The organism is Mycobacterium bohemicum DSM 44277 (assembly GCF_001053185.1).
Lineage (GTDB): Bacteria > Actinomycetota > Actinomycetes > Mycobacteriales > Mycobacteriaceae > Mycobacterium > Mycobacterium bohemicum.
Map to the genome: position 1 here is coordinate 215390 of NZ_CSTD01000002.1, position 20361 is coordinate 235750.

Below are 20361 nucleotides of genomic sequence, written 5' to 3' on the forward strand. Positions count from 1 at the left end.
TGAACATGACGATCACGCCCGCGCAGGCGGAGCCGCGGGGGCTGGTGCTGCAATTGCTCGACCCGGCCAACCGGGCCGACCCCTATCCGATCTACGCGCGGTTCCGCGAGGTCGGGCCGGTCTCGTTGCCCGACGCCAACCTGGTCGTCTTCTCCAGCTACCGCGACTGCGACGAGGTGCTGCGGCATCCATCCTCGAGCAGCGCCTTCACGAATTCGACGGCAATGAAGAAGCGGATCGAGGCCGGCACGCTGCAGCGCCGGCCGTTCCCGCCGGGGTTCCTGTTCCTGGATCCGCCCGATCACACCCGCCTGCGCAAGTTGGTCAGCAAGGCGTTCGCGCCGCGCGTCGTCAACGCGTTGCAGCCCGGCATCGCGGCGTTGGTCGACGATCTGCTCGATGCCATGGTCGACCGGTGCGATGTCGTCGGTGACTTCGCCTACCCGCTGCCGGTGGCGGTGATCTGCCGGCTGCTGGGTGTACCGCTGGAAGACGAGCCGGAGTTCAGCCGGGCGTCGGCGGTGCTGGCGCAGGCGCTGGATCCGTTCGCCGCCGTCACCGGCGTGCCGGCGGAGGTGGTCCAGGAGCGGACGCAGGCGGTCGGGCGGCTGCGCGGGTACTTCCACGCCATGATCGAACGTCGCCGGGCTCGGCCCGGCGACGACTTGTTGTCGGCCCTGATCGCGGTGGAGGAGTCGGGCGACCAGCTGACCGAGGACGAGATCGTCTCGACCTGCAACCTGCTGCTGATCGCCGGCCATGAAACGACGGTGAACCTGATCGGCAATGCCGTTTTGGCCATGCTGCGCAACCGGATTCAGTGGGCAGCGTTGGGCGCCGATCCGGGTTATGCGCCGGCGATCGTGGAGGAGACGTTGCGCTATGACCCGCCCGTGCAGTTGATCGGCCGAATTGCGGCCCAAGACATGACAATTGGCGGCGTCGAGGTTCCGGCCGGGGACGCCATGATGCTGCTGGTGGCCGCCGCGCACCGCGACGCGGCCGAATTCGGCGCCCCCGATAGCTTCGATCCCGGTCGCAAAGCGCTGCGGCACCTGGGTTTTGGCCGTGGGGCCCATTATTGCCTGGGGGCACCGTTGGCCCGGCTGGAAGCCGGCGTGGCGCTGGCGGCGATCGCCGCGCGCTTCCCGCACGCGCGGCTGGTCGGCGAGCCGCGGTACAAGGCCAACGTCACGCTGCGTGGGTTGTCGGAGCTGACGCTGGCGGTCTAGGCGTCAGCCGCGCTCCCAGGGCGGGCTTTCGCCCATCTTCGCGTAGTACTTGGCCAGGTGGCTCTTGACGCGGTCGACGTCGCTTTTGGGCAGGTCGATGCCGCCGCGGGCGCCGTCCATGACCGCGCCCGCCGCCATGACTCCGCGCGGGACGGCCTTCAGGTCGCCGTCGACGACATCGGCGATCAGCAGCTTGTAGGCGGTGAAGTTGTCCTTCTTGTCGCCGTCGTACCAGACGTGTGCGTCGCGGTACTTCTGGTTCGGAGTGTCCTCGGCTCCGGCCCATGCGCGCACCCGCTTCTCGGCGGCGCCGCCGTCCCACTTGCGGTCCCGATCCGCCAGGGGCAAATCCTGAAACTTCGTAACAGACATGCCGGTCGCGTGCCCGTCGGGAAGCGTACTCAAACGCCTCGGCGGCGACACGGGTTCACCGGCTTCCCGCGCCGCCACCGCTCTTGGTCAGGGTGAACTGGTTGATGTCGTTGTACCCCATGCGGAACATGTCGGCGCAGCCGGTCAGATACTTCATGTAGCGCTCGTAGACCACTTCGGACTGAATCTCGATCGCCTCGCTTCTGCGTGCCCGCAGCGCCCTGGCCCATATGTCGAGGGTCCTGGCGTAATGCAGCTGCAGCGACTGGCGGCGGGTCATCGTGAAACCCGCCTTGGCCGAGTGCTCCTTCACCATCTCGACCGTCGGCGTCTGACCCCCCGGAAAGATCTCGCTCACGATGAACTTGTGGAACCGCAGGAGATCAAACGTAATCGGCAGGCCGAGCAGGGTCATCTCCCTTTCCGTCAAGTTGGTGATGGTGTGCAGCAGCATGACGCCGTCAGGGGGCAGGATCGTGTAGGCCAGAGCGAAGAAATCGTCGTACCGATCTTGACCGAAGTGCTCGAACGCCCCGATCGACACGATGCGGTCGACGGGCTCGTCGAACTGTTCCCATCCATTGAGCAACACCCGCCGGCGCCGCGGACTGTCCATCTCCCCGAACGACTTCTGGACGTGGGCGGCCTGGTTTTTCGACAACGTCAGGCCCACGACGTTCACGTCATACTTCTCGATGGCCCGACGCATGGTGGCCCCCCACCCGCAGCCGATGTCGAGCAAAGTCATGCCCGGCTGCAGGGCTAGCTTGCCCAACGCCAGGTCGATCTTGGCGAGCTGCGCCTCCTCCAATGTCATGTCCGGACGCTTGAAGTACGCGCAACTGTAAGTCTGGGTGGGGTCCAGAAATAACCGGAAGAAGTCGTCGGAGAGGTCGTAGTGTGCCTGCACCTCAGCGAAGTGAGGCGTCAACTTGTCAGCCATCGATTTCATTCCCTCCCGACCCGACGGCCGCTAGGGGCGGACATGGGGGGCGCCGAGAGATTCCCCCTCCATGCGCGCGCATTTCCCTATACACGCGCAGGTGCAGCCCTCGGTTCAGGCTGTCGGAGGACTTGACCGGCCCCTGGCCAGTTCACACCCGCACCGATCGGTGGCTGTGAAAATCGTTGATCTCAGCGGGCTTAGAGGAGGTCGGGCTATGAAGGATGTCGCGCTCACCGGTGTGATCGCGTTCTGGTTGCCGCCGGATCGGCTAGGGGCGCTGCGCTCCGAGGCCCGGGACGATGTCGCCGAGACTGAATGTCACCGGCTGTTCGAGTTGTTCGTAGGTGCACGACCGCGGGTCGCGATCGGGCCGCCACCGGTTGAACTGGGCGGTGTGACGGAACCGCCGGCCTTCCATGTGGTCGTAGCGAACCTCGACCACGCGCTCGGGCCGCAGGGGGACGAACGAGAGGTCCTTGCCGGCGTTCCAGCGGGAGAACTCGTTCTTTCGCGGGGTCCGCTCGCCGGCTTCGTGGGCGGCCCAATTCCACGGATGGCCCTCGAAATCGGTGACGAGCGGCTGCAATTCGGCGAAAAGCCGCCGTCGTTCGGCCATCGGGAACGCGCCGATCACGCCGACCGACGCCAGCTGGCCCCCCGAAGATCCTTGGTCTTGGTAGAGGCCGAGCAGCAGCGAGCCGATCGCGTCGCCGCCGGACTTGTGCACCCGGTAGCCCGCGACCACGCAGTCCGCGGTCCGTTCGTGCTTGATCTTGAACATGACCCGCTTGTCGGGTTGATAGGTGACGGTCAACGGCTTGGCGATCACGCCGTCCAGACCCGCCCCCTCGAACTCGGAGAACCACCGCTGCGCCGTCTCCAGATCGGTGGTGGCCGGCGTGACGTGGATCGAGCGCCCGGCACCCACGGCGTCGACCAGCGCGGCGCGGCGTTCGCGGAACGGCCGCCGGGTGTAGTCGTCGTCGCCCAGGGCCAGCAGGTCGAAGGCGATGAAGGACGCAGGTGTCGCGGTCGAGAGCATGCGCACCCGCGACTCCGCCGGGTGGATGCGTTGCTGCAGCGCCTCGAAGTCCAACCCGTGGTCGGTGGCGACGACGATCTCGCCGTCGATCACGCAGCGCCGGGGCAGTTCGGCGCGGACCGCGGCGACCAGTTCGGGGAAGTACCGGGTCATCGGGCGTTCGTTGCGGCTGCCGAGCTCGACCTCGTCGCCGTCGCGGAAGCAGATGGACCGGAACCCGTCCCACTTGGGCTCGTAGGACGCGTCCGCCGGAATCGACGGGACCGACTTCGCCAGCATGGGGGAGACGGGCGGCATCACGGGGAGGTCCATAGGCTGAGGATATGGCTGCGGCAGAAGAGGTCGACGTCGACGGCATCGCGGTGCGCCTGACCAACCCCGACAAGGTGTTCTTCCCCAAGCTGGGTTCGGCCGGGACGAAGCGGCGGCTCGTCGACTACTACCTGGCCGTGTCGGACGGGCCGATGCTGGCGACGCTGCTCAACCGGCCGACTCACCTGCAGCGCTTCCCGGACGGCATCGACGGCGAGGAGATCTATCAGAAGCGGGTGCCGCAGCATCACCCCGACTACCTCGAAACGTGCCGGGTGACCTTTCCGTCGGGGCGCACGGCCGACGCGCTGAAGGTGACCCATCGCGCGGCGATCGCCTGGGCGGCGCAGATGGGCACCATCACGCTGCACCCGTGGCAGGTGCGCTGCCCGGACACCGAACACCCCGACGAGCTGCGCATCGACCTCGATCCGCAGCCCGGGGTCGCGTTCAAGGAGGCGCGGGCGGTCGCGGTCGACGTGCTGCGGCCCCTGCTCGACGAACTCGGCCTGGTCGGGTACCCCAAGACGTCCGGGGGGCGCGGAATTCACGTGTTCCTGCGGATCGCCACCGACTGGGATTTCGTGCAGGTGCGCCGCGCTGGCATCGCGCTGGCCCGGGAAGTCGAGCGCCGTGCGCCTGAGGCCGTGACCACCTCGTGGTGGAAGGAAGAGCGCGGCAAGCGCATCTTCGTCGACTTCAACCAGAACGCCCGCGACCGCACCATGGCGTCGGCGTATTCGGTGCGGCCCACGCCCATCGCGACCGTGTCGATGCCGCTGACGTGGGACGAACTGGCCGGCGCCGATCCCGACGACTACACCATGGCGACCGTTCCCGATCTGGTGCGGGCCCGCGAAGACCCCTGGGGGGCAATGGATTCTGCCGTCCAATCCGTTGCGCCGCTACTGGAGATGGTTGAGGCCGACGAGGAACGTGGCCTGGGCGACATGCCGTACCCCCCGAACTACCCGAAGATGCCGGGTGAGCCGAAGCGGGTACAGCCGAGCAAGGACAGGGACCTGAAAAAGCCCACGTGACGCCCGTATCGCGATGGCGGCTAACGCCCTAAAGGGCTAAGCCACGCACACCGGCTCTTCGACCGAATGGCCTTCGGCATCAGTGGCCTTGCCGGGCCGAGCGATTCGCCCGACCAAGTGCGCGGCGAGCGCGCCCGCCAACCCCCAGACCGGTGCTTCCGCCGTCTGACCCGAGAGCACCAGGAAGCCGAACGCGACACCGACGACGAGCAACGACACGTGCAGCGGCGTCCAACGCGTCATTGCGCTCAGCCGGAAGGACAGTCCGATGCCCAGCAGCAGAGCCAGCATGTGACCGATGGCGGTGAAATCCCAACCCAAGGTTGCCGGCAGGGCGACGCCGAACCACCAACCCACCCAGACGGGACGCCACCGCGCGGGTATGGACGCGGTCAGGGCGCCCAGCACGCACACCGCGCCGTAGCTCATGCCCACGTCGCTGGCGCGCGCGACCGAGAACGGCAGTGACCCCGTCCGGACCGCGGCGACCAGCCCAACCGCGACGATCAACGTCGCGCCGATGTGGCCGACCGCGAATGTGAGGATCAAACCCTTGCCGCGCCAGATGGTTTCGCCCAACGCCAACAGAGCCGCCAGTCCCGGCAGCCAGACGAAGATGTCGTCGCTCTCATTGACGAACGCGCTGCCGACCAGCGTGCCCACATGGCCGTGCGCCAAGTTGTGCAGGTTGGTGCTCATCCGGCTCACCGCGACGGCGCGTGCATGCGGGCCCATCGCGGTGAGCGTGAGGGAGACCGCGAGCAGCATGGCGGTGTAGATCGCCGTGACCCGCAATGACGCCGCGCCGGACAGCGTCCGGGCCGCCAGAGTGGCCCAGCGATCTCCTCGCTGGTCGGAAAGTGCCGTGGAGAGCATGATTGGCTATCCCGCCCTTCGCGACCCGTGCCAGGAACAGTCGCGCGCCAAGAGATCGGCGACGGTTTCCCGGCGCACCAATTCGTGGAACCTGCCGTCGGCGACACCAACCAACGGTGGCTGGCCGACGAGGTTGAACGAAGGCCCGGTTGCCTGGAGGTAGGCGCCGGTGCCGGCGACGGCCAGCAAGTCGCCGGGACGGATGTCAGCGGGCAGTTCGACCTCGGCGGCGATCTCGTCCCCGGCTCCGCAGTGCCGGCCCACCACCGTGACGGGCGCGGTTTCGGTCGGCACGTGCCGGTTGGCCAACGCCACGGTGTGCCGGGAGCCCGAGATCGCGATCCGTGAGTCGCTCATGTCGCCGTCCACCGCCACGAAGGTGCGCCCGCCGGGCTGGCGTTTGACGGTGATGACCCGGTAGAGGGTGATCCCGGCGCGCGCGGCGATCGCCCGGCCGGCCTCGATCACCACCTTCGGGCGGGGAAATGAGTGCTCGGCGCAGGCGGACCGGAGTGCGCCGTCGATGACAGCGGCGAGTGTGCGCGGACTGAGTTCCGGGTCGCCCGACGCGTAGGGCACGGCATGCCCGCCGCCGAGATTCAGCTCGGTGAGCACCACCTGGTGGCGGTCGCGGACCTCGGCCATCACGGCGATGATCTGGCGGATCGCTTCGCCGTAGACCCCGGTGTCGCTGAGCTGGGAGCCCAGCCGGCAGTGCAGACCGACCAGGTCGAGCCACGGCTGGTTCACGACGCGCTTGATCGCCCCGGCGGCAAGACCCTGCGCCAGGGCGAAGCCGAACTTCTGGTCGAGAGCCCCCGTGCCGACCGCCCCGCCGTCGAGATCCGGAACAACCCGCAGCAGCACACGCTGACGACGACGCACCCGGCCGGAGAGCAGCCCGATCTCGTTCGGCGTCTCGATCACGACGCGACCCACCCCCGCCGCCACCGCGTCGTCCAGCTCGGCGGCGGTCTTGGCGTTGCCGTGCAGGATCATGTCCGCCGGCGCGACGTCCGCGGCCAGTGCGATGGCGAGTTGCCTGCTGGAGTACACACCCAGGCCCGCGCCCTCGGAAGCGGCCCATCCGGCGACCGCGACGCTCAACAGGGCCTTGCCCACGTAAACGAGCTCCGCATCCGGGAGCGCGGCCCGATAGCAGCGGATGCGGGCCCGGAAGTCTTCCTCGTCCACGACGTGGGTGGGTGAGCCGAACTCGGCGGCAATCTCGGTGGCGGGCACCCCGCCGACACACAACCGGCCGGCCTCGTCCACGTACGCGCTCAGCGGCCAGACCGCGCGGTCGACATGCGGGTTCAACCCGTGCCGCAGCGAAGGAAGCAGCTCGAACAGCGTCATGGGTCCACGGTGCCGGTCCCCAAGGCCGCGGGCCTCGTTATTAACGAGCCCTTCACACCGGCGCCACAAATCTTCACGGATTGCGTACGGGCTGTGATGTGGGTAACTCTGCCGAGCCGCCGGCCGGGCCATGCGCGCGGTCTTGACGCCTTCGCCGCCCGGCTGCTACACAGGGCGTGCGGCAAGAAATTGGGCGATCGCCCAACATCGAATCGAGGTGGGTATGCCGGGCCGGACGAACGGCAACGCGGCAAGCGACACGGCCGTCTACTACGACCCCTACGACGTGGGCATCATCGCCGACCCGTATCCGGTCTACGCGCGGCTGCGGGAGGAGGCGCCGATCTATTACAACGAGCGCTACGACTTCTGGGCCCTGTCAAGGCATTCCGACGTGGAGAACGGCCTGGCGAACTGGCAGACCTTCTCCAGCCGGCGCAGCGACATCCTCGAGTTGGTCAAGTCGAAATTCGACATGCCGGGCGGGGTGATGATGTTCCAGGACCCGCCCGAGCACACGATGCTGCGCGGCCTGATGTCGCGGGTGTTCACTCCGCGCCGGATGGCCGCCCTCGAGGACCAGATCCGCCAGTACTGCATCGGGTGCCTCGATCCGCTCGTCGGCTCGGACGGCTTCGACATCATCGCCGAGCTGGCGTCCATGATGCCGATGCGGGTGATCGGCATGCTGCTGGGAATCCCCGAGTCCGAACAGATTCCGGTGCGCGACGCCAACGACGCCAACCTGCGCACCAAGCCGGGTGCGCCACTGAAGGTCGCCGACGCCGACTCCATCGCCGACGGCAGGATCTACGCCGACTACGTCGAATGGCGGTCGGAGAACCCGTCCGACGATTTGATGACCACGCTGCTCAACGTCGAGTTCGACGACGAGCACGGGGTGCGGCGCACGCTGACCCGCACAGAGGTGCTGCACTACACCCAGGTGGTCGCCGGTGCCGGCAACGAGACCACCGGCCGGCTGATCGGCTGGCTGGCCAAGGTGCTCGCCGAACATCCCGACCAGCGCCGGGAAATCCACCGGGACCGGTCGCTGCTGAACCGCGCCGTCGACGAGACGCTCCGGTTCGAGCCCACAGGCCCGCATGTAGCCCGTTGGATGGCAACGGATTTCGAGTGCTACGGCACCACGGTACCGGCCGGCAGCGCGATGCTGCTGTTGTTCGGCTCGGCCAATCGCGACCCGCGCCGATACACCGACCCCGACACGTTCAACATTTACCGCGACAACATCTCGCACATCACCTTCGGCAAGGGCGTGCATTACTGCCTGGGCGCCAACCTCGCCCGCCTCGAGGGTCGGGTGGCGCTCGACGAGCTGCTGAATCGCTGGCCGGACTGGGACATCGATTGCGAGACGGCGCAATTGGCGTCGACGTCGACCGTGCGCGGCTGGGAGCGGCTGCGGGTGTTATTGCCCTGACGGGATCACGCCGGCGCCTCGAACCGGTCGATGAACCGGCCCACCAGGGCGACGGCTTCCCGGTGGCCGCGCGTTGCACCCAGCGCCTGCTCCAGGATCAGGGTGCGCCCGATCGCGGCGATGATGACCGCGATGCCGGCGGCCGGAAAGTCGTTGCTGCTCAGATCCGTATCGCTCTGGATGGATTTCAGCGCCGAGATCTGCGCCTCGCGCCAGCGCTCCGACCACTGCGCTATCTCGGCACGAATCGCCTTGCGGTGGTTGGCAAGACCCATGAACTCCATGAGCAGCCGCGCGTCTTTGGGCTCGATGAGGGTCTGCCACAACGCATGCAGGGGCCGGTCGGAGGCCAGCGCTTCCTGCTGCCGATCGAGGTAGCCGGTGGCGCCGCGGCGGAAGACGTCCAGGTACAGCTCGTCCATGCTGGGGAAGTAGTAATGCACCAGGGCGGGTTTGACGCCCGCTTTGGCGGCCACTCGACGTGAGGTGGCCGCTGCGTACCCCTCGTCGACCATGATTTCAACCGTCGCGTCGATCAGCAGGTCGCGAGTCGTCGAATCCCTGGCCATCAACGGCACCCTAAATTGGGTGGTCGCCAAAAATCAACAAACGGGCCGATGATTAGAAGATCCCCGACCCGGGAATTTGGTCACCCGAACAGTTCAGAAAGTGAAGGAATCAAGTGGCCCCGAGTTTCTCCGACGTCGTCGAGTCCAAGTACCTGCTCCTGACCACCTTCACCAAGGACGGGCGCCCGAAACCGACCGCGATCTGGGGGGTTCCCGACGGCGGCAAGCTCCTGGTGATCACCGACGACGGCTCCTGGAAGGTCAAGCGGATCAACAACACGCCGCGGGTCACGATCGCCAGGAGCGGATCCCTGGGTAAGCCCAAGAGCGAGCCGGTGGAAGCCATCGCACGGGTGCTGCCGAAGTCGGAGACACGCCGGGTCTACAACGCCGTGCTCAAGCGCTACTGGTACCACGCCTGGTGGTTCTACGCCCACTCGATCGTCCGGGGCGGAATCGACAAGGTGCACGTCGGCCTGGAGATCACACCGGCTGGGTAGCGTCGCTGCGGGGGTCGATCAGGATCTTCGCGTGCGTCTCGGGATCACCGAGCGCATCGAATGCGGCCGCGACCCCGGACAACCCGACCGTCCCGGTGATCAGCGGCGAGACATTGACCTTCCCGTCGGCGAGCATGTGCAGGGTGTCGCGAAATTCCAGCGGCGTGTAACCGAGCACGAACCGCAGGTCGGTCTCCTTGTTGATCGCCATCGCCGGGCGAATCCGGTCGGAACCCATGCAGACACCGACGACGACGATGCGCGAATACAGCGGTGCGCTGGCGATGATGCCATCGATAATCCCTGGCACGCCGACGCATTCGAACACGATCGGGTGCTTCGGTGTTGCCGCGCCGGCCGCTTCGGCGGCGCGCCACACGTGCCACCACGGCAGCCGCAGCCGTTGCAGCTTCTCCAGGGTGCCGACCGCGAGGTCGAACGCCTCGAGGATGCCCTGCAGGTGATCGCGCCCCGCCTCGGTGGTGTACGGCGACTCCTGCGCGGGGTCGACGACGACATCCGCCCCGCAGGCGGTCGCCAGCGCGCGCCGGCCCGCCGAGAAGTCGCTGGCGATCACCGTCCGGACCCCGTGAGCCTTGAGCATGCAGATCACCGCGAGACCGATTGGGCCGCAGCCGATCACGATGGCGACATCACCCTTTTTCACCTCGCCGCGCCGCACGGCGTGCCAGCCGACGGCCATGGGCTCGGTCAGGGCGGCGACCTCGGGGCGCAACCCGTTCGGGACCGGGAGGGTCAGCGACCGTTCGACCAGCAGTTGTTCGGCGTAGGCGCCCGGCGCCAAGGTCGACAAGCCGATGCCGTGCACCTCCTTTCCGCGCCGCAGCAGCGGCAGGGCGTCGACCGGCGTACCGCGCCGCGGCGCCTTGCGGGTGCCCGGGCCGTAATCGAGCACTTCCCCGCAGAACTCGTGGCCGAACACCACGTGCTGATCCGAGCGCATGAAGTCGTCGTAGCCGGACTCGGCCATCACGTCGGCGAGTTCATCGCAGTGGTGACGGGCGTGCAGGTCCGAGCCGCAGATGCCGCACCGCAGGACTCCGATCAGCAACTGGCCCTTGGCCGGCGCCGGGGCCGGCAGGTCGACGACCTCCAGCTTCGCGTTGGTGCACGTGACGCTCTTCATCCTGCTAGTCCCCTCGTCTTCGGAGAAGATGCCCGCTTCGTGCGCGGCCCAACCGCTTCCCTCAACTCCCGGTAGGCGTTCAGCGTGCAGGCGGCCAGCCGGGAGAGGTCGTCGAAAGCGGCGGCGTTGCCGACAAACCCGAAGTCCATGCTCTCGTGATAGGAGGCCAGGGTGGCGTTGAGCCCGATCGAGGCGGCCAGGGCGGAAACCGGATAGACGCCGACCAGCCGCGCGCCGTTGAGGTAGCGGGTCTCCCTGGCGCCCGCCACGTTGGAGACGACCAGGTTGCAGGCGGGGTGCGCGATGCGGTCAAGGTGCGTGGAGGCGCCGAGGCCGGCGAGCGCCACGAGCCCGACCGCGTAGGTCATCGCCGCCTCGTTCGACAGGCCGCCCAGCTCCTTCTTGGCCGTGGCGACCGAATCGACCACCTGCCGGATCCGGTCCGCCATGCCCGCGTCGGGCTCGCCGAGTCGCACGAACAGCGCCGAGACCCGCGTGCCGATCGTCGTGTCGCCTGGGTCGCGCAGCGACACCGGGCACATCGCGATGAATGGGTGGTCGAAGGGGCGGCCGGTTTCGTTCAGGTAGGCGTGCAGCCCGCCGTCGACCACCGCGACGGCAACGTCGTTGAGCGTCGCACCGAAGTGCCGGCCCACCTCGCGCATCTCCTTGAGCGGCAGCGAGAGCGTCGCGAACCTGCGCCCGATTTGCAGCGGCTCGTTGGTCGGGGCGTGCTGCGCCGCGAAGGGCAGGCTGCCCTCGAGATGCGATCCCAGCAGGCCGGAGAACACCTTGCGCACGGCGCTGACGGCGACCTGGTTGACCGCCTCAACCTCGGTGACGATGCCCCGGATCGAATCGGAGAGTCGCTGCGTGAGCGGCGTCGGCGGATGCGGCTTGGGCGACGGCGTGCGCAGCGCGAAGGCGGGTGTGGGCACACCGCGACCGTCGGTCGTGCTCAGGCCGGCGTAGATCCGCTTGAGGCCCGATTCGCCGTCGATGATCGAGTGGTGCGTCTTGGTGTAGATGGCGAACATCCGGTCCGGCACGCCGTCGATCACCCAGCACCGGAAGAGCGGGCGGGCGCGGTCGAGCTGCGGCTCGTGCAGGTCGGCGACCAGCCGCAGCAGGTCGTCATAGGTCGATCCGGCGGGAAGCGCCAGGTGCCCGACGTGGTAGTAGGGGTCCCAATTGTCGACCTCCTGGAAATGCGGCGCGCCGCGACCCACAAGCTGCGGCACATAGGTGAACGGGGGCGTCGGCGTCGACGCCCGGTATGCCTCCACGACCTCGCGGACCAGCGGCGCGCGACCGGCCGGCTTCTTGAACAGCAGCATCGCGCCGACATGGGTGGTGCCGGCCGGGGACTCCATGAGTAGCCATGAAAGATCAAGCGGGGGAATGGTTTTCGCCATGGCAATCTCCTAACGCCCGGGCGGGTGTGGCCGTTACGGTGATGGTCCTCTTGGCGGCCCACGGGCGTGAGGGCATTTGGGCCCCGGTGCGGCGGTCGTTGGTCCCTCGCGGTCGCGCTCAGCCGGCGGTGTGCAGCGCCGCGAACGTGTCGGCCAGGGTTTCGCGCGGATCCCGGTAGGTGATGCCGAGTTCGCGCTCGCTGGGCGAATCGTCGGAGGCCGGCATCTGCGTGTAGTACTGCATCCCCGCCCAGGTGATGGGCGTCTCGAAGGGCAGAAACCGGCCGGCCCGGTCCATGACCGCGCCCGCGACCCGCAGCGCGGTGTCGGGGATCGGGACGGAAACCATTGGCGTGCGGGAGACTTCGCCGAGCATGTGCGCGAGCTCGGCGGCGGGCACCCGGTGGCCGCCGGCCATGTAGCGCCGCGGCCCGCGGCCGGGCTCCAGCAGCGCGGCGTGCAGCGCGGCCAGATCGCGGACGTCGACGATCAACCACGCCCCACTCCGGCCCGGGATCACGTGCATCTGCAGGGCCGCCCGGACCCCCTCGCCGGCCTCACCGAACTGATCACCGACGGGCGGGCCGATGACCATGCCGGGGTAGGTGATGTCCACCGGTGCGCCCGCGTCCTGCAGGCCGCGGGCATAGATCTCCACCTGGGCCTTCGATGTTCCGTAGCCGTCCGCCCCGCCGACCACCGGCAGGTCGGCGGCCAGTGTCTTCAGGCCCGGGCGGAACAGCGCGCTGAAGCTCGAAACGTGGACGATGGGGTCCAGACCGAGCTCGACCGACTGACCGAGGACGTTTTGCGCGCCCTGCATGTTGGTGGTGAGCATCTCGGTCGTCTGGCGCGGGTCCGTGGCCACCAGGGCGGCGCTGTGCACGACGGCGTCACAGTCGCGCAGCGCGTCGCGCACCGACATGCGGTCGGTGATGTCCCCGACGGCGAAGTCGGACACGTCCACGCCGAGCTTGGCGACCGAGGTCTCCAGCCGCTTGGGGTTTCGCACCAGGAACCGGACCGAATGTCCCGCATCGGCGACGGCCTTGGCGGTCCAGCCGCCCACGAACCCGGTGCCCCCCGTGATCAGAACGCGCATGGTGGGATTCTGCACTGGCGGGCGCGGCGCCCTACAGGTGGCTGGCGGCGAAGCCGGCCGCCTGCCCGGTCATGCCATTCACGCCGTAGGAGATGTGCGCCGCGGGGTCGGCGCCGCCGTTGCCGCAAATTCCGTCGCCGGGCGCACACAACTCGAGCGTCTTGGGCTGATACTGCGGGCCGATCGCGATCGTCGGTGCGCCGTATTTCTGGAGGAACTGATCCGACGGCGTCCCGAACAGCGTGACGGCCGCGACGTGGCTCGCGACATCGGCCGGCAATGGCTTGGGAACGGCAGCGGCGGGCACGCCCGGCGGAACGGACGCGGACGTGACGAATCCCGCCACCGCCGCGCCCTGCGAGTATCCGCCGAGCACCTCCCTGGTCTTGGGGCAGTTCGCCGCCATCGAGGCGATGTGCGAACTGGCGTCCCGGATGCCGTCGATCACGCCGGTCGGGAAGTCGGGGTTCGAAAAGTCGGTGCTGGCCGGGTAATTCACGGGATAAACGCCGAGCGACCGATTCCCGATCTGCGAGCGCAGCGCGTCGACGAACGAGGTCCCGATGCCGCCGACGCCGGGCGGTTCCCCGGAACCACGCGCGAACACCACCTCGACGTCGGGGCACGGGTCGGCCGACGCCTAGGGGGCGGGCACGCCGGCCACCAAAGCCGCCGCGACCGCCGCTGCGGCGGCCGAGGCTGCCAGGAGGCGCGCATTTGTGTTATTCACGAAGTTCTCTCCACCCGCTTGATTGTCCGTGTGACCCCGGCTTGTGATTCCGGTGTGGAGTTCCCGCAGACGGCGACCCTAACCGCGTCACAGCAAACTTGCCGTGACGCGGCCCGGGTAGCGTCTACTTCTTGAAGGCGTCCTTCACCTTCTCGCCGGCGTCCTTCAGGCTGGACTTCGCCTGGTCCGCGCGGCCCTCGTTCTTGGTGTCGTGGTCGCCGGTGACCTTGCCCACGGCCTCCTTGGCGCGGCCGCCCAGGTCCTCGATCTTGTTCTTCACCTTGTCTTCGGCGCTCATCTCGTTTCCTCTCCAGCACTACTTATCGGTCTGCCGATGGCTACCCAATGGCGGGCAACGTTGAAACTCTTCGGCGTACGGCAACCGGGCGGTCGCGCCGGCTGTCACCATGGATCTCATGAGCACCGCAGCGGTGGTGGCCGTGGTCGTGGTGCTGATGCTCCTGGGCATCGGCATGGTGACCAGCCAGTTGCTTCGGCTGAAGCGGTACCTGAACCAGTCGCCGCCACCGGAAGCGCCCGGCCCCGACGAGCCCCCGGCCTTGCCGAAACGCTAGGTCAGGGCCCTTACGGGGGCCCGTATGGGCTGATAGCTTCAACTCTCGTCAGGGCAACTCAACGGGGAGGAGCCGCCGCAGTGGTAGCCGGGTCGACTCTGCTGGTCACCGATGACGGCTTGCCGCGCGGCGTCTCCGGGGCCGCCGATCCGCATTTCGCCAACGCCGTCAAGGTGTTCGCCCGATTGTTTCCGGGCCGCCGGTTCGGGGGCGGGGCGCTGAGCGTCTTCATCGACGGTGTGCAGGTCGTCGACGTGTGGACCGGTTGGTCCGACCGGGCCGGCACCCAGCCCTGGACCGCGGACACGGGCGCCATGGTGTTCTCGGCCACCAAGGGTATCGCCTCGACGGTGATCCACCGACTGGCCGACCGGGGCCTGCTGTCCTACGACGAGCCCGTCGCCGCGTACTGGCCCGCATTCGCCGCCAACGGCAAAGGCGACATCACGGTCCGCGACGTCATGCGGCATCGCTCCGGCCTGTCGCACCTGCGCGGGGTGACCAAGGCGCAGCTGATGGACCACCTGGCAATGGAGGAGCGCCTGGCCGCCGCGCCGGTCGACCATCTGCGGGGCGTCCAGGCCTACCACGCGCTGACCTACGGCTGGCTGCTGTCCGGGTTGGCGAGGGCGGTGACCGGGAAGGGCATGCGCGAGCTGATCCGGCAGGAGGTCGCGCGTCCGCTCAATACCGACGGACTGCATCTGGGCCGTCCGCCCGAGGCCGCGCCGACCAAGCCCGCGCAGGTCCTCATCCCGCAGGGGCGACTGCGCGCCCCGGTGTTCAACTTCGTCGCGCCCAAGGTGGCCGGCTTGCCGTTCTCCGGCGCGCTGGGCGCGATGTATTTCCCCGGCGTCGTCTCGCTGATCAAGGGGGACACCCCGTTTCTCGACGGCGAGGTGCCCGGCGCCAACGGCGTGGTCACCGGCCGCGGCCTGGCCAAGATGTACGCGGCGCTGGCCAACGACGGCCGCATCGACGGCAAGAAGTACCTGTCCAAGGAGTTGGTGCGCGGCCTGACCGGACAGCCTGGACGCAAGTGGCCGGACGCAAACATGATGGTGCCCATGCCCTTTCACCTCGGCTACCACGAAAGCCCCGTCCCCGGCCTGCTCAACGGTTTCGGGCACGTCGGACTCGGTGGGACCCTCGGCTGGGCCGACCCCGAATCGGGCAGCGCCTTCGCGTTCGTCCACAACCGGCTCCTGACACCGTTGCTGTTCGACATGGGTTCCTTTGCCGGCCTTGCCGGTCCGCTGCGTAACGCCATCGACGCCGCCCGGCACCGGGGGCCGCTCACCGTCCCGCAGCTCGGCGCGGCCTACGCCAAACCGGTCCGGAGACAGGTGCCGACGGCGAAGGCGGGCAGCGCCTAGCCCTGCAGCCGGGCGGCGACAAAGGCCGCGGCCTGCGCCGCCAGCCCGGCTTGGACATAGGAGCCGTGCGCCATGACGTTGCCGCCGTCGGAGCACGCCGGATCGCCGTCGGCGCACACGTCGGTGGTCTTGGCGGCATACGGCGGCCCGATCGGCGGGAACACCGCACCCGAGAGGTTACGGGCCAGCGGGCTGGTGGGATTGCCGAAAACGGCTATCGCCGCAACATGATTCACCGCCTGCGGCGGCAGGGCCGGCGCGGCCAGATCGACGACGCCCGCGCCCTGGGAGAATCCGCCGAGGACCAGTCGGGTGTCGGGGCATCGGCCGATCATGTCCCGGACATGGGCGACCAGATCGTTCGCACCGTCCTGGGCGCTGGCCGAGAAGGCCTGTGTTGCCGGGTAATTGACGGGATAGACGGCCAGCGATTGCCCGCCGAGCTGCGAACCCAGCGAGTCGATGAACGCTTGTCCGACATTGCCGACGCCGGGCGGCTGGCCGGTGCCGCGAGCGAATGCCACCTCGACCGCCGGGCATGGATCGCCAAGGGCCGCAGGCGTATTGGCGGGCAGGATCGCCGCGGCAGCGGCCGATACGAGCCCGGCCAGGACGGCCCGGGTGGCGCGTTGCATCCTCACCCCTCCCGATCGACGCGCGCGTACCCGCGGGGGAGCGTCAGCGGCAGGTCGGCGTAGGTGGCGATGCCCGGCGCGGCGGCGACGACGGCCGGGATCGCGTTGATGGTGGGCATCGCGGTCATGATGTGGCCGAGAGTCATGAATTCCTCGATCGTCGTGGCCTCGAAGTACGGCGGCGGCAGGAAGCCCACTTTCGTTGTCACCGTGGGCTGCCCGTCGATCTGGATGACCCAGCCGTCCTGGTCGATCTTCCAGTCCGGCTCGAGCGTCTGCCCCTTGCGCCACCGCACGTTCAGATCGATCAGGGTCTTGCCCCCGACGACGCCCTGCCAGCTGATGTAGGTGCCGGCGACGCATCCGGCGGGGATGGTCCACGAGGCCATTTCGAGGTCGGCGGTGGTTTGGGCGAACTCGGCGACGCACTTCACCTCGTCGAGCTCGACGCCGATCGCGTCGCCCACGAGCCGGACCGCCTCGGCGAAGATGGCCGTGCCTTTCGCGGCCATCGCCGGGAGATCCGGGTGGTCGATCGGCTGTCCGAACCCGACCGGCTTCTCGGTCTCGGGTGAGTCGTAGAACGTGGTATCCGCGGCCTCGATGACGCTGATTTTGTCGATCCTGTTGCACACCATCGCCGACACGATGGCCAGCAACTCCGCGAAGCCCGGGCTGACGCCGGAACCGAACATCGTCGAGCCGCCCTGCCGGCAGGCCTGCTCGATGCGGTCGCGGCCCTCGCCCAGGTTCTGCCCGGTGATGAAGGAGGCCGTCGTCACCACGTTGACGCCCGCCGACAGGATGCGCACCAGCTCGTCGACGTTGATCCACATGGGGTTGTAGACGACGCAGTCCGGTTTGAGCGCCAGCAACGCGTCGACGTCATTGGTGGCCGCCACGCCCACCCGCGCGATGCCGGCGAGCTCACCGGCGTCGCGGCCGGCCTTCTCCGGCGACCAGGCATAACAGCCGACCAGTTCCAGCGTGGGATTGTCGACGATCGACTTCAACGAGCTCTTGCCGACGTTGCCGGTGTTCCACTGCACGACCCGATAGGTGTTTGGCACTCGCTCAGCATAGGGAATGGCGCGGTCGCGGGCGACAGTAGATCTGGCGACGCGACGCGCCGGATCGGCAGCGCCCGGACTCACAGTCGGGACGGTCAGTAGGTGGCCTCGGCGGCCACGATCTCGGCGAGAAACGCGTCATCGGCGGGCCGGTCCAACCGGGCTCGCGCCCAACGGCGAACGCGCTCGCGGGCCTCGGGTGATTCCGGCGCCCCCGACAAGGGGGCGCCGACGGTCACCGAGGTCGCCGACCAGTCGTGAGCCCAGGCCGCCGATTCCGTCAGGGCCCGGCGCTGGTCGTCGACCAGGGGGACGACCGCGCCGCCGTCGGCGTCCAGCGTGGCATCGCCGCTGAAGGTTCCGGAACGCAGGTGCACCGCGATGCCGGCGGGCCGGGCCGGGCCGATGATCGCGACCCGGATGCCGGCCAGCACCGCCGCGCCGGCGACCTCGACGGTCCACTCGACGGTGTCCTCGCCCGCGTCGAAGATCGCGGGCGGCACCGCGGTCCAAGCGATGGATGCGACGCCCCGCGCGATCTCTGCCGAGCCCGCGCCGCCCCCCGTCCGCGCCGGCCGCCAGCGCGTAGTCGTCACGACGCGCGGTCGGCTGCTCCAGCGGCGTCGTCGATTCCCCAAGGGCGACAAACAGTTCCGGCCATCCCGTCCCGTCGACCCCGACGTCCTCGGCCAGGGCGGCCGCCGCCCGCACCAACTCGAGCGCCCGCGGGTCGCCGTCGCGCACGTGCGCGATCAGCGCGCTGCCGTGCGGGGAAAGCAGCTCGGCCACGTCGGAATCGAAGGTGTCGTCGCAGAAGTAGGCCTGAGCGCCGGCGGTGAGCACTGCGACCTCCGCGTCGAGCAGCGCGCGGTCCAGCGCCGGGATTCCGTCCCTGCGGCTGGCGGGCCACCAGCGCCGGAGCCAATGGCCGACGGCCAGCCTGCGCAGCGCGTCGCCCGGTTCCGCCGCGACCTGCACGCCGGCAAGATCGACGCGGTGTTCGTCGGCGTCGGCGCCCTGCACCGCGGACAGCAGGGCGACGTGTCCGGACTCGCCGACCACCCGCCAAAGCCAGTCCGCGCGTGCGACATCGGTGAACGTGATGTGCGCCGCCGGATCGCCGGGCGGCGCATCGATGACCCACGACAACACGGCGCCGCTGACCTCCAGCACGGCGACCAGCGGTGGCGCGGCGCGCATCGGACCGGTGCTCCAGAGGCCGGACTCGGCGACCAGTCTCATCCGGCCACCTGCAATTCCAGCATCGCCTTGATGCGTTGCCGGTGATCGAGGCTCACCGACCGCGCGACCCCCTCGAGCAGCGACCGCATGTCGTCGACGTCGTCGCAGGGCTCCTGCCAGACGTCGCGCCCGTGCAGCCGCGCCCACAGCCGGCTCAGGTACGGCTGCGCGTACGCGGCGAGGTCGTCGATCACCTGACGCTGGCGCGGATGGATCGGCCCCCCTTCGGCGAGGTAGCGGCGCGCGCGCAGCACGTAGGCCTCCTTGCGCAACCGCGCCTGGATCTGTGCGGCCAACGCGTAACGGCTGCCGACGGATTGGTCCAACGGCGCCAAGTCGACGGCGACCTCGATGCCGGCCACCAGCGTGGCCTGCTTGTCCTCGCCCAGCAGGCCCCAGGGCGCGCAGGCCCGGTCCACCTCCTCTTCGCACAACAGAGGGATATCGGGGAGTGCGTCGCGGTCCAGGGCGCGCCGCAGCGTCGCGCGGACGCGGTCCACCACGCTGCGATCCAGCGGGCGATCGCTGTCTGCGCCGCCGGAGATCTTCGGTTGGGCTTGCGGCGCCGCCGAACTGAGGCCCAGCTCGACGACCGACCAGGGCAGGCCCTCGGTCCGGGAGTGCGCAAGGGCGCCGAGGGTGTACGGGGTGGGGTCGGCGATCATGGCCGACCAGACCCGCTGCCGTGCGCTCGCGGAGCGATGGCCGTGTGCGGGCCCCAGCACCGTTGCGAGCTCGGCGAGGAAACGGCCGGTCGCCGCGCCCGTCTCCGAGGCGCTCACGTCGCGCCAGCTGCGGTCGAGCTGGGCGGTGAGCCCGGCGACCACGTCGGGGTCGGCCAGGTATTGGTGCAACACCTCGATGGCGGTGCGGTCGCGGCCCTGATGGATGTCGATGAGCACCGCCGCCGCCGTCTCGTGATCATCGGGCGCCGGTGCGCCTTTGGTGACCGCGAGCTCGAAGCACACCGGAAAGTACAGCTCCTGGGCGTTGCCCGTCCGGATCCGCAGCCTGCGGCGCTGCAGCTTGAGGATTTCGAACCAGGCTGAGGCGGCACGCAATTGGGGGCCGGTGCCCACGATCAGGTCGTGCATGGCGGCGGCGGTTTCGGGCGCAACGACCGGGGCGGAGTACTGCGGGTTGGACCGCAGCCGCAACACCAGCGGGTCGATGATCCGTTTGACGGTGCGGCTCAGCGGCCCGCCGTCGTCGCCGCTGAGCACCTCCACGCCGGGACCTATCGCGCGCCAGGCCCGGTCGATGACCGACCGGCGTGGGTGCCCGACCGCCCCCGCAACGGTGGCGGTCGCCACCTGCGGATCCACGCTCATCTGGACAGGATAGGGGCATCGGCCGAAAACGGGAGCCGAAAAGTTG

General features: G+C 68.9%; 19 protein-coding genes and 2 pseudogenes. 6 read left to right on the top strand and 15 right to left on the bottom strand.

What is annotated here, in order from left to right:
* The first annotated feature begins 5 nt into the window (after window positions 1-5).
* Window positions 6-1232, top strand: a complete 1227-nt coding sequence (locus BN971_RS11040) for a cytochrome P450 (RefSeq protein ID WP_085183437.1) — start codon at window positions 6-8, stop codon at window positions 1230-1232.
* Window positions 1233-1235: 3 nt separating this feature from the next.
* On the opposite strand, the gene BN971_RS11045 is transcribed toward BN971_RS11040, so the two are convergent.
* The 3 genes from BN971_RS11045 to BN971_RS11055 all read right to left on the bottom strand — a co-directional run bounded on the left by BN971_RS11045 (window position 1236) and on the right by BN971_RS11055 (window position 3904).
* Entirely contained in the window at window positions 1236-1604 is a 369-nt protein-coding gene (locus BN971_RS11045; RefSeq protein ID WP_085183438.1) for a hypothetical protein, read from the bottom strand.
* Window positions 1605-1659: 55 nt separating this feature from the next.
* Window positions 1660-2547 carry a cyclopropane mycolic acid synthase family methyltransferase gene (locus BN971_RS11050; RefSeq protein WP_085183436.1) on the bottom strand — a complete coding sequence of 296 codons (888 nt, stop codon included), beginning with the start codon at window positions 2545-2547 and terminating at the stop codon, window positions 1660-1662.
* Window positions 2548-2818: 271 nt separating this feature from the next.
* A complete protein-coding gene (locus BN971_RS11055) occupies window positions 2819-3904 on the bottom strand; it encodes an ATP-dependent DNA ligase (protein ID WP_085183317.1) in 1086 nt (361 codons plus the stop codon).
* Window positions 3905-3915: 11 nt separating this feature from the next.
* On the opposite strand from BN971_RS11055, the gene ligD reads away from it, so the two are divergent.
* Window positions 3916-4944 carry a non-homologous end-joining DNA ligase gene (gene ligD, locus BN971_RS11060; protein ID WP_085183316.1) on the top strand — a complete coding sequence of 343 codons (1029 nt, stop codon included), beginning with the start codon at window positions 3916-3918 and terminating at the stop codon, window positions 4942-4944.
* Between the two features lie 36 nt (window positions 4945-4980).
* Here the strand turns inward: ligD and BN971_RS11065 are convergent, their stop codons facing one another.
* Both BN971_RS11065 and BN971_RS11070 read right to left on the bottom strand, forming a co-directional pair.
* A complete protein-coding gene (locus BN971_RS11065) occupies window positions 4981-5820 on the bottom strand; it encodes a rhomboid-like protein (protein ID WP_211279847.1) in 840 nt (279 codons plus the stop codon).
* Window positions 5821-5826: 6 nt separating this feature from the next.
* Window positions 5827-7179 (bottom strand): diaminopimelate decarboxylase family protein, encoded by a 1353-nt coding sequence (locus tag BN971_RS11070; RefSeq protein WP_085183314.1) that lies wholly within the window; start codon window positions 7177-7179, stop codon window positions 5827-5829.
* Between the two features lie 223 nt (window positions 7180-7402).
* On the opposite strand from BN971_RS11070, the gene BN971_RS11075 reads away from it, so the two are divergent.
* Window positions 7403-8623 (top strand): cytochrome P450, encoded by a 1221-nt coding sequence (locus BN971_RS11075; protein ID WP_085183313.1) that lies wholly within the window; start codon window positions 7403-7405, stop codon window positions 8621-8623.
* 5 nt (window positions 8624-8628) lie between these two features.
* Here BN971_RS11075 and BN971_RS11080 read toward each other — a convergent pair whose 3' ends face one another.
* Window positions 8629-9192 carry a TetR/AcrR family transcriptional regulator gene (locus tag BN971_RS11080; protein WP_085183312.1) on the bottom strand — a complete coding sequence of 188 codons (564 nt, stop codon included), beginning with the start codon at window positions 9190-9192 and terminating at the stop codon, window positions 8629-8631.
* Between the two features lie 113 nt (window positions 9193-9305).
* On the opposite strand from BN971_RS11080, the gene BN971_RS11085 reads away from it, so the two are divergent.
* Entirely contained in the window at window positions 9306-9692 is a 387-nt protein-coding gene (locus BN971_RS11085) for a PPOX class F420-dependent oxidoreductase (protein ID WP_085183311.1), read from the top strand.
* On the opposite strand, the gene BN971_RS11090 is transcribed toward BN971_RS11085, so the two are convergent.
* The 5 genes and pseudogenes from BN971_RS11090 to BN971_RS11110 all read right to left on the bottom strand — a co-directional run bounded on the left by BN971_RS11090 (window position 9676) and on the right by BN971_RS11110 (window position 14384).
* On the bottom strand, window positions 9676-10839 hold the full coding sequence (locus BN971_RS11090; protein WP_085183310.1) for a zinc-binding dehydrogenase: 1164 nt from the start codon (window positions 10837-10839) through the stop codon (window positions 9676-9678). The two genes, BN971_RS11085 and BN971_RS11090, sit on opposite strands and share 17 nt — an antisense overlap.
* On the bottom strand, window positions 10836-12254 hold the full coding sequence (locus BN971_RS11095) for a wax ester/triacylglycerol synthase family O-acyltransferase (protein WP_085183309.1): 1419 nt from the start codon (window positions 12252-12254) through the stop codon (window positions 10836-10838). The genes BN971_RS11090 and BN971_RS11095 overlap by 4 nt, the downstream gene beginning before the upstream one ends.
* Before the next feature lie 118 nt (window positions 12255-12372).
* Window positions 12373-13356: an SDR family NAD(P)-dependent oxidoreductase gene (locus BN971_RS11100; protein WP_085183435.1), complete on the bottom strand. Its 984-nt coding sequence runs from the start codon at window positions 13354-13356 to the stop codon at window positions 12373-12375.
* 31 nt (window positions 13357-13387) lie between these two features.
* Window positions 13388-14023: pseudogene (locus BN971_RS11105) on the bottom strand (cutinase family protein).
* Window positions 14024-14210: 187 nt separating this feature from the next.
* Entirely contained in the window at window positions 14211-14384 is a 174-nt protein-coding gene (locus BN971_RS11110; protein ID WP_085183308.1) for a CsbD family protein, read from the bottom strand.
* A gap of 118 nt (window positions 14385-14502) precedes the next feature.
* Here BN971_RS11110 and BN971_RS25045 point away from each other — a divergent pair, with 118 nt between their 5' ends.
* Together BN971_RS25045 and lipL are read left to right on the top strand one after the other, a co-directional pair.
* Complete coding sequence (locus tag BN971_RS25045; protein ID WP_169718675.1) at window positions 14503-14661, top strand: hypothetical protein; 159 nt, start codon at window positions 14503-14505, stop codon at window positions 14659-14661.
* A gap of 80 nt (window positions 14662-14741) precedes the next feature.
* On the top strand, window positions 14742-16037 hold the full coding sequence (gene lipL / locus BN971_RS11115; RefSeq protein WP_085183307.1) for an esterase/beta-lactamase LipL: 1296 nt from the start codon (window positions 14742-14744) through the stop codon (window positions 16035-16037).
* Here lipL and BN971_RS11120 read toward each other — a convergent pair.
* The 4 genes and pseudogenes from BN971_RS11120 to BN971_RS11135 all read right to left on the bottom strand — a co-directional run bounded on the left by BN971_RS11120 (window position 16034) and on the right by BN971_RS11135 (window position 20315).
* Entirely contained in the window at window positions 16034-16672 is a 639-nt protein-coding gene (locus tag BN971_RS11120) for a cutinase family protein (RefSeq protein ID WP_085183306.1), read from the bottom strand. The two genes, lipL and BN971_RS11120, sit on opposite strands and share 4 nt — an antisense overlap.
* 2 nt (window positions 16673-16674) lie before the next feature.
* Entirely contained in the window at window positions 16675-17742 is a 1068-nt protein-coding gene (locus BN971_RS11125; RefSeq protein WP_085183305.1) for an NAD(P)H-dependent amine dehydrogenase family protein, read from the bottom strand.
* Window positions 17743-17837: 95 nt separating this feature from the next.
* A pseudogene (locus BN971_RS11130) lies at window positions 17838-18984 on the bottom strand (hypothetical protein).
* A complete protein-coding gene (locus BN971_RS11135) occupies window positions 18981-20315 on the bottom strand; it encodes a hypothetical protein (RefSeq protein WP_085183303.1) in 1335 nt (444 codons plus the stop codon). Before BN971_RS11135 ends, BN971_RS11130 begins: the two are co-directional and overlap by 4 nt.
* Window positions 20316-20361 lie beyond the last annotated feature (46 nt).